Annotated in this window: 13 protein-coding genes and 2 pseudogenes; 1 reads left to right on the forward strand and 14 read right to left on the reverse strand. The window is 34.0% G+C overall.

The window, feature by feature from the left end; translation table 11 throughout:
• Positions 1–283: 283 nt before the first annotated feature.
• The 5 genes and pseudogenes from MWH25_RS07490 to MWH25_RS07505 form a co-directional block, all read right to left on the reverse strand.
• Entirely contained in the window at positions 284–676 is a 393-nt protein-coding gene (locus tag MWH25_RS07490) for a thioesterase family protein (RefSeq protein ID WP_248627029.1), read from the reverse strand.
• A gap of 625 nt (positions 677–1,301) precedes the next feature.
• Positions 1,302–1,712: pseudogene (locus tag MWH25_RS07495) on the reverse strand (DUF1576 domain-containing protein).
• A gap of 445 nt (positions 1,713–2,157) precedes the next feature.
• Positions 2,158–2,280: pseudogene (locus MWH25_RS13140) on the reverse strand (hypothetical protein); the annotation flags it as partial.
• Positions 2,281–2,847: 567 nt separating this feature from the next.
• Positions 2,848–3,300 (reverse strand): type II toxin-antitoxin system RatA family toxin, encoded by a 453-nt coding sequence (locus MWH25_RS07500; RefSeq protein WP_248627030.1) that lies wholly within the window; start codon positions 3,298–3,300, stop codon positions 2,848–2,850.
• Positions 3,301–3,315: 15 nt separating this feature from the next.
• The gene (locus tag MWH25_RS07505) at positions 3,316–4,557 is read right to left on the reverse strand and encodes an aspartate aminotransferase family protein (protein ID WP_248627031.1); all 1,242 of its coding nucleotides are present in this window, start codon (positions 4,555–4,557) and stop codon (positions 3,316–3,318) included.
• Between the two features lie 238 nt (positions 4,558–4,795).
• Here MWH25_RS07505 and MWH25_RS07510 point away from each other — a divergent pair, with 238 nt between their 5' ends.
• On the forward strand, positions 4,796–6,403 hold the full coding sequence (locus tag MWH25_RS07510) for a thiamine pyrophosphate-binding protein (protein ID WP_248627032.1): 1,608 nt from the start codon (positions 4,796–4,798) through the stop codon (positions 6,401–6,403).
• Positions 6,404–7,156: 753 nt separating this feature from the next.
• Here the strand turns inward: MWH25_RS07510 and MWH25_RS07515 are convergent.
• The 9 genes from MWH25_RS07515 to pgeF form a co-directional block, all read right to left on the reverse strand.
• The gene (locus MWH25_RS07515) at positions 7,157–8,506 is read right to left on the reverse strand and encodes a sodium-dependent transporter (protein ID WP_345947240.1); all 1,350 of its coding nucleotides are present in this window, start codon (positions 8,504–8,506) and stop codon (positions 7,157–7,159) included.
• Positions 8,507–8,719: 213 nt separating this feature from the next.
• Positions 8,720–10,228: a sodium/proline symporter PutP gene (gene putP, locus MWH25_RS07520; RefSeq protein ID WP_248627034.1), complete on the reverse strand. Its 1,509-nt coding sequence runs from the start codon at positions 10,226–10,228 to the stop codon at positions 8,720–8,722.
• 170 nt (positions 10,229–10,398) lie between these two features.
• Complete coding sequence (locus MWH25_RS07525; RefSeq protein WP_248627035.1) at positions 10,399–10,848, reverse strand: hypothetical protein; 450 nt, start codon at positions 10,846–10,848, stop codon at positions 10,399–10,401.
• A gap of 91 nt (positions 10,849–10,939) precedes the next feature.
• On the reverse strand, positions 10,940–11,290 hold the full coding sequence (locus MWH25_RS07530) for a hypothetical protein (RefSeq protein ID WP_248627036.1): 351 nt from the start codon (positions 11,288–11,290) through the stop codon (positions 10,940–10,942).
• Between the two features lie 56 nt (positions 11,291–11,346).
• Positions 11,347–11,799 carry an OmpH/Skp family outer membrane protein gene (locus MWH25_RS07535; RefSeq protein ID WP_248627037.1) on the reverse strand — a complete coding sequence of 151 codons (453 nt, stop codon included), beginning with the start codon at positions 11,797–11,799 and terminating at the stop codon, positions 11,347–11,349.
• A gap of 63 nt (positions 11,800–11,862) precedes the next feature.
• On the reverse strand, positions 11,863–12,021 hold the full coding sequence (locus MWH25_RS07540) for a hypothetical protein (RefSeq protein ID WP_248627038.1): 159 nt from the start codon (positions 12,019–12,021) through the stop codon (positions 11,863–11,865).
• Positions 12,022–12,146: 125 nt separating this feature from the next.
• Complete coding sequence (locus MWH25_RS07545; protein ID WP_248627039.1) at positions 12,147–13,943, reverse strand: HAMP domain-containing sensor histidine kinase; 1,797 nt, start codon at positions 13,941–13,943, stop codon at positions 12,147–12,149.
• Positions 13,924–14,610 carry a response regulator transcription factor gene (locus MWH25_RS07550; RefSeq protein ID WP_248627040.1) on the reverse strand — a complete coding sequence of 229 codons (687 nt, stop codon included), beginning with the start codon at positions 14,608–14,610 and terminating at the stop codon, positions 13,924–13,926. Before MWH25_RS07550 ends, MWH25_RS07545 begins: the two co-directional genes overlap by 20 nt.
• Positions 14,611–14,626: 16 nt before the next feature.
• Positions 14,627–15,436, reverse strand: coding sequence for a peptidoglycan editing factor PgeF (pgeF, locus tag MWH25_RS07555; RefSeq protein WP_248627041.1), 810 nt, complete (start codon positions 15,434–15,436; stop codon positions 14,627–14,629).
• Positions 15,437–15,546: the final 110 nt, after the last annotated feature.

The raw sequence follows: 15,546 nt of genomic DNA on the forward strand, positions 1-15,546 counted from the left end.
AACAATTCTAAACTAAATATCGATTGACGGTTGACAGTTAACAAACTAATTAGAACCCTAAATTCAAAACCAGTCTAAACCTGTAGATATAATACTTTTCAGATGTCTTAAGCTTTTAAGATTTTAATCTTAACTGTAAATTATTCACTGTCAACTGTCAACTATATTGTGGCACGAAAGTGCTACAATATTTCACTGGACATCTATAATGATAAAAAAGCTTATCTTGCTTTACAAGATAAGCTTTTTTATCATTATATTTAATTTTGTTTAACAAATTCAATTAATTAGACTTCTTTTCCGCCCGTTGATGAAATTTATCCAGCTCAATTATAAATCGTTCATGACGACCTGCTCCAATCTCTTCTACTTCATCTTCAACCCTAACCTCAAAACCAAGCCTTCTGCCATCAACTTCGACCAACTCAGCCTCAGCTGTTACTTCCATTCCTAATGGAGTAGCTACCAAATGTTTGACCTCAACATTAGTACCAACTGTTGCTTTATCCGCTGGTAAATAATCTGCAACTGCCTTGGTTGCTGCTTGTTCCATTAAAGCAATCATAGCTGGAGTTGCATAAACATCAACTCTACCACTATTATACTTTCTAGCAGTATTCATCTCAGTTACCTTTGTAGAAACTCTTCCAATTAAACCAGGTTTAATCTTCTTCATTTAAGCTCCTCCTAACTATATAAGCTGAATTTAACTTTTTCACTTAACCCTTTTGAGTTTAAAAGAATTCAGGTTAATTAAATAGAGAAAAATCATTAATTCAACTCATATACTTGAATTTTATATTACTTAATCAAGTCATCACTTCGCTATCAATTCTCTTTAATCACTCTAGATTCTAACAATATCATCCATTTAAAGTGATTTAAGGAACTACTAATGTAAACTTTTGTAATTCTAATTTCAATGCGCTTTGAACCTTCCTCTACTAACCATAGTTTATTAATTATTTCTTTCTATACACTTTAATTTCTAAATTACTATCTTCATAATTCACCTCAACCTTATCAATCATCATTCCTAATAAAGATAATTCTGAAGCCTGATCACTCTCACCAGCTAATTCCCAATAATACTATTCAACCTGTGTTTCTCTAGGGTATTTAATAACTTCTTTACTTTCTCTAATCTTTAAATAGCAAGTTTCTCTGTTACACCTTTAATACAAACTATCATCTAGTCAAGACCATTTTTCACATCAATCTCAATATGTCTAATCCCAACTTGATAATAAAAACCCATCAATTCACTAACTACTTTAATCGTCTTCTTAGCATTTTTCATTTTAACTTCCTTTCTTAAAAGAAATTAATATTGGAACAAGCATTGCTGCTACCTTTCCCCCTGCAAATCCATTATTATAAAGGTTCATTCCTCCATGTAAATACCCTACATTCATCACCACTGCCATATGAACAAAGCCAGCTAAAATCCCACTCTTCCAACCAAATTCATCAGCGATAGGGTCCAACGTAGTACAAAATAAAGCAGCTAACAGGGAACCTGTAGCAGTTACTTCCCAAACTTAAACTAAAGAAGCTAAATAAACCCCAATTAATAATGGAGTAATGTTCATTAGATGTTTACCAAAAGCACCAAACCCAACAATTGTAAAGATTCCTCCTACAACTGAACCACTTATTTCTCCACCGATAACCAAGATATAGATAGTAGATATTAATCCTAATAGCCCCATATTCGAGATAAACAACGGAAATTTCAAAAGAAGTTTGTATTTTAAGTTTTCTCTACAAATGTAGATTACTTTATTCTTTTACGAGTGTCTATGACCCGATTATCCCTACTGAACTATTAGTCTTTTAGGAATACATTAATCCTTACGACACCTTGAATATTTTACGCATTGAAGGATTGGTCAATACAACTCCATATATTCACTTGTACGTTACAAGGGGTCTAATTCACTACAAATGGATTGACATTACTATTTTATAACCTTGTTAACTTTATTATAACATAAATAGAGGAAAATCACATTGAAATATTTTGATAGATTGACTACACAAAATATTTCGGCTCATTCATTCCCTAAGACGAGCATAAGGGGGGTTTTTTGAGTCTAACTTATAAATAATAGAAGTTCGATTAGAATAGATCTCTCGTCCATTTACCTTTAACTGTTAACCTGTCTCCTTAACTTCTGTCCGTAAAACATTCACTAAACCAGTCTCCGAAATAGCCTTCATGATATCCTGACCTAAAACCTCTTCTTTCTTAACTCCTAATAATTCTTCACCAGCCCGATTAAAAAAATTATCTTTTGCTTATTATCAATAGCTACAATTCCATTATACGCTGAATCAACTATAACCTCAAACCAATTAGAAAACTCTTCCTTTGTTCACTGACTAAATTTTTCTAATTTCATAATCCACCTATTCCCTATTACTAATATTTTTACACCTGCTAATTTTAAATTCAAAATAAGATCATTAGCTTCATATAAAACATAAGTAACCTAATCTAAAATCAACAAAATTCTAAGTTGTATCAAGTAATTGCAACATAAATTTAATTTAGATTATAAGTTTCCAGTTCTGAAGTGAAGCTTATTTGATATTAAGTGGCAAAGTGCCACTTAATATCAGTGAACAGTAAACAGTAGATATGGTTTCTATGGGTTTCACGAAAGTTCTTGACAAAGACCTGTAGGAACGATTGACAGCAGATAGAAAAACCTAAATTCAAAACCATCCTAATCCTGTAGATATAAGGTCTTTCAGAGGTCTTAAGTTTTTAAGGTTTTGAGCTTTAATTGTAAATTATACATTGTTAACTGTACATTATATTGTGGCACAAAAGTGCCACAATTAAGAACACTGTCTACTCTCACTTTCTATCTGCTTCTTAATTGCTTGCAACATACTTCGACTATTACTGGCAACCTTCTTCTTTAAAATTGGATGTAACAAAGCTGATAACATCGGAATTCCAAATTCAAAATTAACTATCAAGCTAATCTTTACCCTCTGGGAATGAGACTCTAATTTCCACTTTCCATTAAACTCCTTAAGATCCCCACTCAACTGCTGATAAATTATCTCATATTCCGCATCATTGAAAACATCCCGTTCCTTCCAACAGATCTTTTTCCCATCAACCTCAGTAATCCAACTGGTAACAGTTTCATTTTTACATTGCTTTACAACATCAATATTAATCACATTAGGCATGAATTCTGGATATGATTCCATATCCTTAGCTAACTGGTAAGCTTGTTCAATGTCTCCTTGGACAAATATACTTTCCTCTACCTGTGGCATACTCTTCCCCTTTCTTTAACTGGCTAACTCAATTACTTTACTTAAAGCTCTGTCAAGTTTTATTAACACTGAATCTAATTCTTTTTTCACTACAATCAAAGGCGGTTCTAAGCGAACTACCTTTTGTTGATTTAAAGTATAAGCAACTAAAACTCCCTCTTTAACCAACTCAGAAATCAATAATCCCCCGTATGATTCATCCTTAAATTCAATTCCAATCATCAACCCTTTTCCTCTTACTTCTTGAATAACATTAGAATATTTTATTGCTAACTGCTTTAAATTCTGTAATAAATAATCTCCTAATTTTTGCGTAGAGTTGACTAAATCTCTATTTTGTACCTCCTTTAATGTAGCTAAAGCTGCTCTACAAGCTAGCTGATTTCCTCCAAAAGTAGATGTATGTAAAAAAGGATTCTGATTAAAAACTTCCCATAGATCAGCAGTAGCAACAACAGCTCCTACAGGCATTACCCCGCCACCTAATGCCTTAGCAAGCGTTAAAATATCAGGACTGACTCTATAATGTTGACAAGCAAACATCTTTCCTGTTCTTCCCAATCCAGTTTGAATCTCATCTAAAATCAGTAAAGTTTCATATTTATCACATAGCTCTCTCACTTGGAGTAGATAATTTTCAGGGGGCAGAATAATCCCACCTTCTCCTTGAATCGGTTCAATAATTACTGCTGCTGTTTCATAATCAATCTTCTGTTCTAAACTCTTAATATTTCCAAAAGGCACAAACTCAATTCCAGATAATAATGGCTCAAAGGGTTTTCTAAAAATATCCCTCCCCGTAACACTTAATGCTCCATATGATTTACCATGAAATGAATTTTCAGTAGTAATTATTTTCGATCTCCCAGTTGCCAGTCTAGCCAACTTTAAAGCACCTTCTACTGCTTCCGTTCCACTATTACAGATAAAAGAATTTTTTAAATTTCCAGGTGCAATTCTACCTAACTCCTCAGCTAACTGGGCCAAGGGCTGATTGAGCAATATTTTAGAAGAGAGTGGCATTAAATCTAACTGCTCTTTAACAGCCTGCACAACCTTTGGTGGCTTATGACCTAAAATAAAAGTTCCATACCCCCCTAAAAAATCCAAATATTCATTTCCAGTTATATCCTTGACAGTTAAACCATCTGCTTCCCACTCTACTTTATCTAAACCCATAAACTTAAGTAATCTAGCTAGTCCAGAGTTAACATATTCTTTATAATTTTCCATTGTAGTTTTAGATAAGTCTTCCATGTAATTACCTCCTCGTATCTACTATTAACTAGTATGGAATTTATTATCAAAAAATATACCAACTACTACAATTTACAATGTATAATTTACAATTGCCAATTAACAATCAACCCCTTAAAACCAAAGATGTTCAAAGAACTTTTAATTATACATTTTACATTGTGTCAATAGTTCATTATGAAGCTATATGAATAATATTAAAACAAACTAGGTATTATATCTCTAAAGGAGGTCGATCATGACTCAAAAAAAAGTAAGTCAAGTCTTAATCGAACAGTTACAGAAATTTAAAGTCCAAAACATCTATAGTTATGCTGGTGATACAATTTTGAAATTATTTGCAGAATTAAAAAAATCAGAATTAAATTTATATACAACTAAACATGAAGCTACTGCTGGATTTATGGCCTCAGCGGAAGCTAAGTTAACAGGCGAATTAGCTGTTTGTGCTTCTCATAGTGGCCCTGGAACAGCAAATATTATTAACGGTATTGCAGATGCTTATGCTGATAGAACACCAGTTTTATTAATAAGCGGACAAGTCCCCACTTACAACATGGGTACTAATTATAAACAATATTTAGAACAATTAGAATTGGTCAGACCATTAACTGTCTTTTCCGATATAGTAACCACTCCAGAATCAATTGTAGATTTATTGGTTAAAGCCATGTCTTTAGCTATCAACAAGGGGGGAGTAAGTCAACTGGTCATCCCTATGGATCTATGGGATCAGCAGACTAATGCTCAGCCTAGGGAATATCCTCCTCATCTTGCTCAAACAGAAAAATCTGAACAGGATACAATTAAACAAGCCAGTCAATTGATTGAACAAGCAAATCAACCGGTTATTCTCTATGGAAGAGGAGCTAGACATTGTCAAGAAGAATTAATAGAGCTTGCCTCTAAAACAAAAGCAGGATTGATCAATACTTTACCTGCCACAGGGATTCTTGAATATGATATTCCACAATCATTAGGTGGATTAGGACATGCTGGCAGTCCAGAAGCTGCTCAAATATTAAAACAAGCTGACCTAATAATTACTCTAGGAGCAACTTGGTGGCCAATGGATTATGTTCCTAGAGAACCCAAAGTGATTCAATTCGATCTCTGCAAAGAAAATATTGGAATGACTCACCCTATCAAAGTAGGAGTTGTTGGTGAGATAAAAGAATCACTTCAACTATTACTCAATCAAATCACAGAGACTGAAAATCAAAACTGGGTCAATCAAATAAATGAAGCACGAACAACTTGGTTTGAGAGACTTGGCACAGAAAGTCATCAAGAAGGGTATCCACTCCCACCTCAAGCAGTAATTAGAGTAATCAGTGAACAAGCTTGTCCAGATGAAATTATCTCTGTCGATTCTGGAGATAATACAATTTGGTTTGGAAAATTTTTCGGCAATCGATGCCAAGAAGTTCTCCTATCGGGTACATGGAGAACAATGGGATTCAGCCTATCAGCTGCTTTAACAGCTAAAATTAACAATCCCGACAAGCCAGTAACTTCCATCATTGGTGATGGCGGAATTTCAATGTTTTTAGGTGAAATTCTAACCGCCAATAAATATAATCTTCCAGTCAGAATCATAATCTTAAATAATGGTATGCTAGCCATGGAAAATAACAAGATGGTCACTGCAGAGTTATCACCTACTGAAGTAAACCTTAATAATCCTGATTTTGTTAAGTTAGCAGAATCTTGTGGTGTAAAAGGTATTAGAGTAGAAAATCCTCAACAACTCAAAGAAATTTTGTTAGATAGTAAAGATTTAACTGAACCATTAATTATAGATGTTCCAACTGCTGCTCCAATTCCAGCTGGAACTAAGTTATAAAAAAATGGACTTCAGCCATAGTCTAAGTCTAAGGTTGAAGTCTAAGGTTAAGCAAACCATTAAAAATCTTAAAAACAAAAGTTACCCACAACCTTTAAAGAGCATAATTTCCTAAACAACAATAAAATTTCAAATTGATTGATATTTAGTGGCACTTTTCGTTCGTGAAATAATGTGTTTTTGTAGGGACAATCCTTGTGGATATGGTTTTTATTGATACTGTCTTTGATATGGTCTTTATGTTTTTCACGAACAGTTCTGGTTTCTAGGACTGGTAGGGTGATTTTCACGAAAGGGCTAATAAGCCCTGTAGGGATTTCACGAAGAGTAGATATGGTTTTTATGAATTTCACGAAGGGTCTTGATTTTTAGACCCGTAGGCGAGAGGACTCGTAGGGTCGCCCATGGTTTGATCTAATTTCACGGGCAGGCACAGGGATCTGCCCCTACAAGAAAAACGATGTTTTATGTACGGGCACGATGCGTCGTGCCTGTACAAAATTTTTTTACTGATTCCTTATTCCAAATTCCTGATTCCTGTGGCACAAAAGTGCCACAATATTGTAATAAAACTTCACTTTAAATTCCTATAATACGAAAACTTGTATTAAATTAATATATGTGCTAATTTATAAAATAGCTCCCTTTTTGAAGATTCAAACTACTTCAATGCTTGCTCACCTTAATATAAAAACCCTTCTCTCAAATGAAAGAAGGGTTTTCTAAACTTAATTTTAAAAATAATCACTTTAATTAACCAGCAAAAGTTTGCCAAATACCAACAATCATAATCGCACCAATCGCAATTGGCACTACATACTTAATTAATATTCCAAATAAATTACCCACACTCAATGTACCTTCTGCCTTGTTTGCTTCCTCAGCCGTATTTCTTGCTCCCCAAATATGACCAGCAAAGACAGCAGTTAATAATCCACCTAATGGTAAAAAGATAGTATTAGCAAACCAATCATAAGTATCTAAAAGATCCATTCCTAAAAACTCGAAATCAGACAATGCACTATAACCAAGTAATGGTGGAACACCTACTAAAAAGATAATTATTCCTACTACTTGAGCAGCCTTTTTACGTTCCCATTCATGCTCATCAACTATATATGCTACAACAACCTCAAGTAAAGAAATAGCTGAAGTCACAGCAGCAATTGTCAATAACAAAAAGAATAAGAAACCAAAGAAGGTACCTAGCGGCATTTCAGCAAATACTGCTGGTAACGTAATAAATGTTAACCCTGGACCAGCATCTGGACTCAATCCCAACGCAAATACTGCAGGGAAGATAGCAAATCCAGATAAAACTGCAACTAAAGTATCAAGTCCAAGTACATATCCAGCACTATCACTGATATTCTCATCTTCAGATAAATAACTACCATAAGTAATCATTGCACCCATACCAAGACTTAACGTAAAGAATGCTTGTGCAATCGCATCATTAAAGCTTTGCCAACTGAGATCACCAAAATCAGGTGCTAAATAAAAAGCTAACCCTTCTTCTGCACCTTCTAGCGATACAGAACGAAAAACTAATACTAATAATAAGATAAACAAAATAGGCATTAAAATCTTCACAGTCTTTTGAATTCCCTTTACAACACCAGCACTGATAATACCAACAGTTATCCCCATAAAAACTGCATGCCATAAAAGAGGTTCACCAACACTAGTAATATGACCTGCAAATAAGTTAGCAAATTCCATATCACTAGTAAATCCATTTGCTGCTTGAACAATATACGCCATTGACCAGCCAGCAACTACTGAATAATAACTTAAGATTACAAATCCTGTAAAGACACCTAATGCTCCTACTAACCACCATGAAGTATCAGGGGCCAAATCCTTAAAAGCACCAACTGGGTTCTTTTGCGAATTCCGTCCTAAAGACATCTCCGCAATAATTACTGGATAACCTATTAAAATAATTGCAACTAAATAAACTAATAAAAAAGCTGCCCCACCATTTGTTCCTACAACATAAGGGAAACGCCAAATATTCCCTAGGCCAACTGCAGAACCTGCTGCTGCTAAAATAAATCCAAGCTTCGATGTCCAATTCTCTCTTTCCTGTAAATCATTAATTCCCACACTTCTCACTCCTCACATAAATTAAATTTGATTTTGAACCTACTCGCTTCTCACTCTTGCCAACTCCTTTTTGATAACAAAAATTACCAAGAATAAAAAACACTAAATATACATATAATATTTATATTGATTATAAATCTTTACGAATATAATGTCAAGTCCTTCAACTAATTAAACAAATTAATTGCTCCTGAAATTTTTCTGACCCTATGAACTAACGGGTTTAACAGGATCTTCAGCCTCAACTTCTTTATCCGTAAGTTGAGTTATAACCTTATCATATTCTTCTAAAACAACTTCATTATCTTGCTTAATAAATAAGTTAGATAAATAAATCACTACTGCGTTAACAATAAAGCCCGGTACAATCTCATACAATACTCCATCTAATCCTACTTCTTTCCAAATAACCAACACTACTGTTCCCGTAATCATTCCAATTAAAACAGATTTCCAAGTTGTTTGCTTTGAAAAGAGAGCAAATAAAACTACTGGCCCAAAAGCAGCTCCAAATCCACCCCATGCGTATGCTACCAACCCTAAAACTGTATTCTCAGGATTTAAAGCCAAAAACAGAGCAACTAACGAAATAACAACTACACTAATCCGACCTATCCAAATCAACTCTTGTCTAGAAGCATCATTATTGATTACTTTTTTATACAAATCCTCTGCCAATGCAGAGGATGAAACTAACAATTGAGAATCAATAGTAGACATAATTGCTGATAAGATTGCAGCCAATAATACTCCTCCAATCCATGGGCTGAACAACTCTTCAATCATATAAACAAAGACTTTTTCATGTGTTCCTGCTGCCAAACCTTCGAACATAGGGATTGAAATCAAACCGATTATTACTGCTCCAGTCAAAGAAATAGCAACCCAAACCATTGCTATTGTCATTGCTTTTGGCAGTTCTTTAACAGACTTAACCCCCATAAACCGAGCTAAGATATGAGGCTGTCCAAAATAACCTAATCCCCAAGCCAAAGCAGAAATTATAGCTAATACAGAAAAACTTTCGCCTCTAGGAACTAAATATCTAGAGATTTCTCTAACTTCCATTGTTTCTATAATAACATCTGCTCCACCTACAAAATTATAAGCAAGCAGTGGAACAATTATAATTGCACAGAACATCAATATTCCTTGCAAGAAGTCTGTCCAACTAACTGCCAAAAACCCTCCTAAAAACGTATATAAAATAACTACTATAGCTCCAACTAACACTGCTGTAGTATAATCAATATTAAACATAGCTTCAAATAACCTTCCAGCTGCAACTAAACCAGAAGAAGAATAAATCGTAAAGAAAAACAAAGTTAATATAGCGGTTATAGTTCTCAACAGCCCTGTAGGATCTTTAAATCTTTCTTCAAAAAAAGATGGTAAAGTCATGGTATTAGTCTCTTGAGTATAAAGCCTCAACCTTGCCGGCACTAATTTCCAATTAAAAAAGGTTCCCAGTAATAATCCAATTGCTATCCAAGTTTCAGCCATTCCACCTAAATAAACCGCCCCAGGTAGTCCCATCAATAACCACCCACTCATATCACTCGCTTGTGCTGATAAAGCAGTAACCCAACTGCCCATCCCTCTACCACCTATTAAGTAATCCTCCAGGTCAGTAGTCTGTCTATAAAAATAAACCCCCAGCCCCATTAGCAATAAAAAGTAAATAACAAAAGTCATCAAAGCTTCCGTTTGAACCATATCTTTTAACTCCTCTCCTACTCAATATTTTCCTCATAATATCACATTTAACCCCTTTATTCAACTCAACTTATAATCATTAGTTAAAAAGAGCAAAATTTCCATTTAATAACTTTAAATAAAAAAAGACCGCCAGTATCAACTGACGATCTCATTTAATCTATCACTAATCATATATTTTCAAAATAATCTTTTACTTCTTCAGTCACATCTTGTCCACCACTGATAACTACCTGCTCATGTAAAATAAGATCCAAACCTAATTCTTCTCTTACTTCCTCCAAATCAGCTTCTATCTCTTCAAATAACTCTTCCTGCTTTTCTGCTTGTTCAAGCTGAATTTGTTGTTCAATCTGTTGTTGAATCTGCTGAATCTCTTGCATATCCTCTTCTTGATCTAATCCACTTATTTCTTCCATAAACTGTTGTTCATAAACTTGAATCTGTTGTTGCATCTCTTGTTGGAACTTAACAACTTCAGGATGTACCTCATATACCTCTTCACTCACATAGCCAATATTATTTCCTGTTGCTTCTACTGTTTGTAGAGGTAACAAAATCAATCCAGCAACAATTAAAACTGCAGCTAAACCTCCAATAATTTGTCTTTTAATATCCAACTTTACACTTCCTTTCTATAAAATCTCCTTACTTAAAAATAGTAAACCTCACCTTGAAATTCTAAACTTTAGTTTCAATTATAGCAGAGAGCTAAATCAAAGTCAAAAAACAACCTAGAAATGGTAAGAAAATAGTATTAGCAAACCAATCATAAGTATCTAAAAGATCCATTCCTAAATACTCGAAATCAGACAATGCACTATAACCAAGTAATGGTGGAACACCTACTAAAAAGATAATTATTCCTACTACTTGAGCAGCCTTTTTACGTTCCCATTCATGCTCATCAACTATATATGCTACAACAACCTCAAGTAAAGAAATAGCTGAAGTCACAGCAGCATAGGTAAGGTTAAATCTAAGTCTAAATAATCCATTTAAAAATAGTAAAATTAAAAAGTTATCCACAACCTCTAAAAAGCATAATTCCCTAAATAACAAAAAATAGTAAGGGAGTAGTTAACTACTCCCTTACTATTTCCCAAACACTTATATTCTTATAGATTTTCAAAATGTTCTTTTACTTCTTCCGTTACATCTTGACCACCATTAACTACTACCTCTTGATTTACAATTAAATCCAAGCCTAATTCTTGACGAGCTTGATCAAGATCCGGTTGTATCTTACGTTCTATCTCTTCCATTTGACCTTCCTGCAATTGAGCAAATTGTTGCTGAAACTGCTGTTGAACTTGTTGCATCTGTTCTTGATCTTCTTCAGGATCTAACTGACTCATCTCTTGTTGAAATTCATTTTGCAATACCTGTGCTTCTGCTTCTAATTCTTGATTTGCCTTTATTACTTCAGGATGTACTTCATATACTTCTTCTAGATCAACATAACCAATTCTGTTTGCGTCTGCTCTAACTTCACTGGAAAGATTGATCATTATGCTTCCTGCAGCTAAAAGTAAGACTAGTGCTCCAATTAGTATTCTTTGTTTAGACAAAACTTTATTACCTCCTCAAAAGATATTTGTTCTTATTTACTTAAATTCTTATTACTATACAGATTAATCTAAATCATCTTCAAGATCTTCAAAATCTTCAAATTCTTCCTCTATCTCTGGCTCAAGTGGCTCTTCTTCACCTTCAGGAGGTGCACCACAACCGATCAATACAAAACTAAATACCGCTACTAAAACTAATGCAATTCCTTTTTTACCAAACACTGACTAATCCCTCCTAATTTAATTTTAAATAATGTACTTAATCTATCCAATCGCGATTTCAATTATAAGTATATAGACCGTTTGTGATAAAACTGTGAGAAAAGGTTGAAAAATAATCAAAAGGGTTACTCAGTATCTTCTAACAAATAAAACCCAAATATAGAACCGCTTCCTATTTCACTTTCAACAAAAGTCTCCCCTTGGTGCTGGTTAATTATCTCCTTTACAATGGCCAACCCTAATCCACTCCCTCCTTGATCTGGAGTGCGAGCTTTATCTACTTTATAGAATCTCTCCCAGACATTCTCTAACTCATCTTGTGGGATCCCAATTCCCTCATCTTCAACCCAAAACTTAACCTTATTCCCATCCGCTCTAGTTGCTCCTAGGGTTATTTGAGACTTATCACCAGAAAATTTATAAGCATTATTTAATAAATTTAATAAAACCTGCTTAATCTTTTCGTCGTTGGCTAACACATAAACTTCTTCTTCTGGTTTGATTATAGTTAAACAATCTTCTTGAGATTTTAAGCCTTTGCTGAAAACAAGATCAATCTGCTCTAATAATTGCTTGACTGCTACCCTTTCTAATTCAAAGCTTACAACCTGAGTATCTACTTCTGCTAAATCAAGAATTTCATTTACTAGTTGGGTCAACCGATTGGTTTCATCTAAAATAATCTGTAAATACTTTTGCTGTTGTTCTTTATCAGGTATAATTCCATCTAATAAAATTTCACTAGAACCTTTGATTGAAGAAAGGGGTGCTTTCAGTTCATGAGATACATTTGCCACAAAATCCTTCTGTAATTGTTCAAAACGCCACCTTTGACTAATATCCTGAAACAATCCTACTACTCCCCATAACTGACTATTCTCAATATAAATGGGAGTAGCATGAATCAAAATTCTTTTTTGGTTATTCTTTTCTCCTAAGAATAATTCCTCACGATAAGATTCTTGCTCCTGCAATGCCTTCCTAAATAACTCTTCCACCTTATCTTTTTTTATAATTTCAAGTTGCTGATCAACCACTCCATCTTCATCTTTAAGATCAAATAACTTCATAGCAGATTGATTAATTAAAATTATTTTCTGCTGCTGATTGACAGTCAAGACACCTTCTTTCATTCCTGTTAAAATATATTTTAGTTTATTACGTTCTTTTCTCAAATCATCAATTGTTTCTTCTAACCTTTGTGATAAATAATTCATACTATCAGCTAAAGTACCAACCTCACCTTCAGCATTAACTTCAACAGTCTTCCCAAATGCACCTTGACTTAATTCAATAGCAACTTCACCCATCTTCCGCAAAGGAGCAGATAATGACTTTGACCAACTATAAGCTACTATCATAGCTAATAAAACTGCTAATAAAGAGGAATATAACATCATTCTTTGAACTTGTCGAATAGTTGAATTTATTCCAGCTACTGAAGTGAAAAGCAACAATGCTCCTTTTAAATTCCCTGAATAATAAATTGGCATTCCTACTAATAACATTGGTCTTTCAAAATGAGCTGATTCAACCCTGCTTGAAACAATATTGCCATCTAAAACCTCCTTGAATTCTAAAAATTTAATCTGTCTATTTCTTTCATCAGCCATTGCAGGAAAACTAGATACTAAATAACCTTCCTCATCTATAATCCATGCCTGACCTGAATTTAATTCTGCTACAACTTTTAACCAATTAAAAGTTTCAATCCTATCTTCTTCAACTAATGATTGAGAAATCAAGTTCATCATTGTTCCATTATTATTTATAATCTCTGTTTCTCTCTTTTCAAAATAAAAGCTTCTAAAAAAATAGATCATAGAAAAACCTAATACTACAATAATTATTAACGCAATTAACAGAAAACGGATTAATAATCTATTAAATAAAGTATTATCTTTAATCTTCCGCCACCTCAAACTTATATCCCACTCCCCAAACAGTCTGAATATAATCGCTGGTTTCAGCTCCTAATTTTTTGCGTAATGATTTTATATGGGTATCAACCGTTCTAATATCACCAAAATAATCATAGCCCCAAACTTTTCTTAATAACTTCTCACGAGGAAAGACTTGCCGAGGAGCAGCAGCAAGTGTCCATAGTAGATCAAACTCTTTGGGGGTTAAACTTATTTGTTCAGTACCCACATTGACAGCTCTATAACTTTTGTTTATTTTTAGCTTGGGATATTGTAGTGAATCACTATCAGTTTCATCTCGGTCAGTTCTTCTTAAAACAGCTTTGGCCCTAGCCACTACCTCTTTAGGACTGAAAGGTTTAGTCACATAATCATCCGCCCCTAATTCTAACCCTGTAATCCGGTCTGTCTCTTTAGTTTTAGCACTTAGTATTATAATTGGAGTATCATTTTGGGGTCTTAATTTTTGACAGATCTTCCATCCATCTATTTCGGGTAACATAATATCTAATATAATTAAATTTGGATTTTCTGATTCAGCCTCCTCTAAGCCCTCTGCTCCATCATTAGCAATTACAACTTGGAAATTTTCAAATTCAAAATACTCTTTTAAAATTTGGCAGATGTTTTTATCATCATCTATAATTAATATTTTATCTTTTGACATAACCAAACCATCCTTCCTAATCTACTTTTAATTTAATTAAGCTAGCCATCCGACCTGTCTTTCCTCCTTCTTTTCGGTGAGAAAAAAATAGAGCAGATTTACAACAAGTACATAATTCACTATTTATAATATTCTTTTCCTGAAGACCAATCTCCTCCAATTGTACTTTATTTGCTAAAACTAAATCTAGCTTCCAATTTGTAGTACCAGTTTTTTCAACTAATTGCTTCCAATCAGCAAAGTTATTAGCTAAAGGAGTTATTACTTGTTGATCTACTTCATAACAACAACTACCTATTGTCGGGCCAACCCCTACTAAAATCTCTTCAGCTTTACTTCCATAACTGTCAATCATCTTCAACACAGCCTGTTGAGTAATCTTCTTGACAGTTCCTTTCCAACCAGCATGAACTAATCCGATCACTTTCTGCTTAGGATCTAAGATTAAAATTGGAGTACAATCTGCATAATAAGAGGTCAGTAATATTCCTGGTTGATCAGTCAATAAAGCATCAAAATTATCCAGTGCTGAGTGATAAGTTAAAGCTCCTCTTCCTTTATCATCTTGCGTTACAATCTTAATTCGATCATTATGCATCTGCTTAGTTGCTACTAACTCTTCATTATTTGAACCCAACAACTTACAGATTCGTTTTCGATTTTCTAATACATCCTCTTCATTATCTCCTACATGCAGTCCTAAATTCAAGCTAACATAATCCCCACTACTGACTCCTCCGATCCTCGTTGTAAAAGCATGTTTCACCAATCCTGTCTGCCTGAACTCTTCAATAATATAATACTTAATTCCATCTTGCTCCTGCAATCTAAAGATAGTTAATCATCCTTTCTTACAATTTAGACGTCCTATGTCAAGTAAAAATTTGGAACTTAATTTTAGGGTATAGTTTCCCCTAGGTCAATTTTTGAAATTTG

Source organism: Natroniella acetigena, from assembly GCF_023227745.1.
GTDB lineage: Bacteria > Bacillota > Halanaerobiia > Halobacteroidales > Halobacteroidaceae > Natroniella > Natroniella acetigena.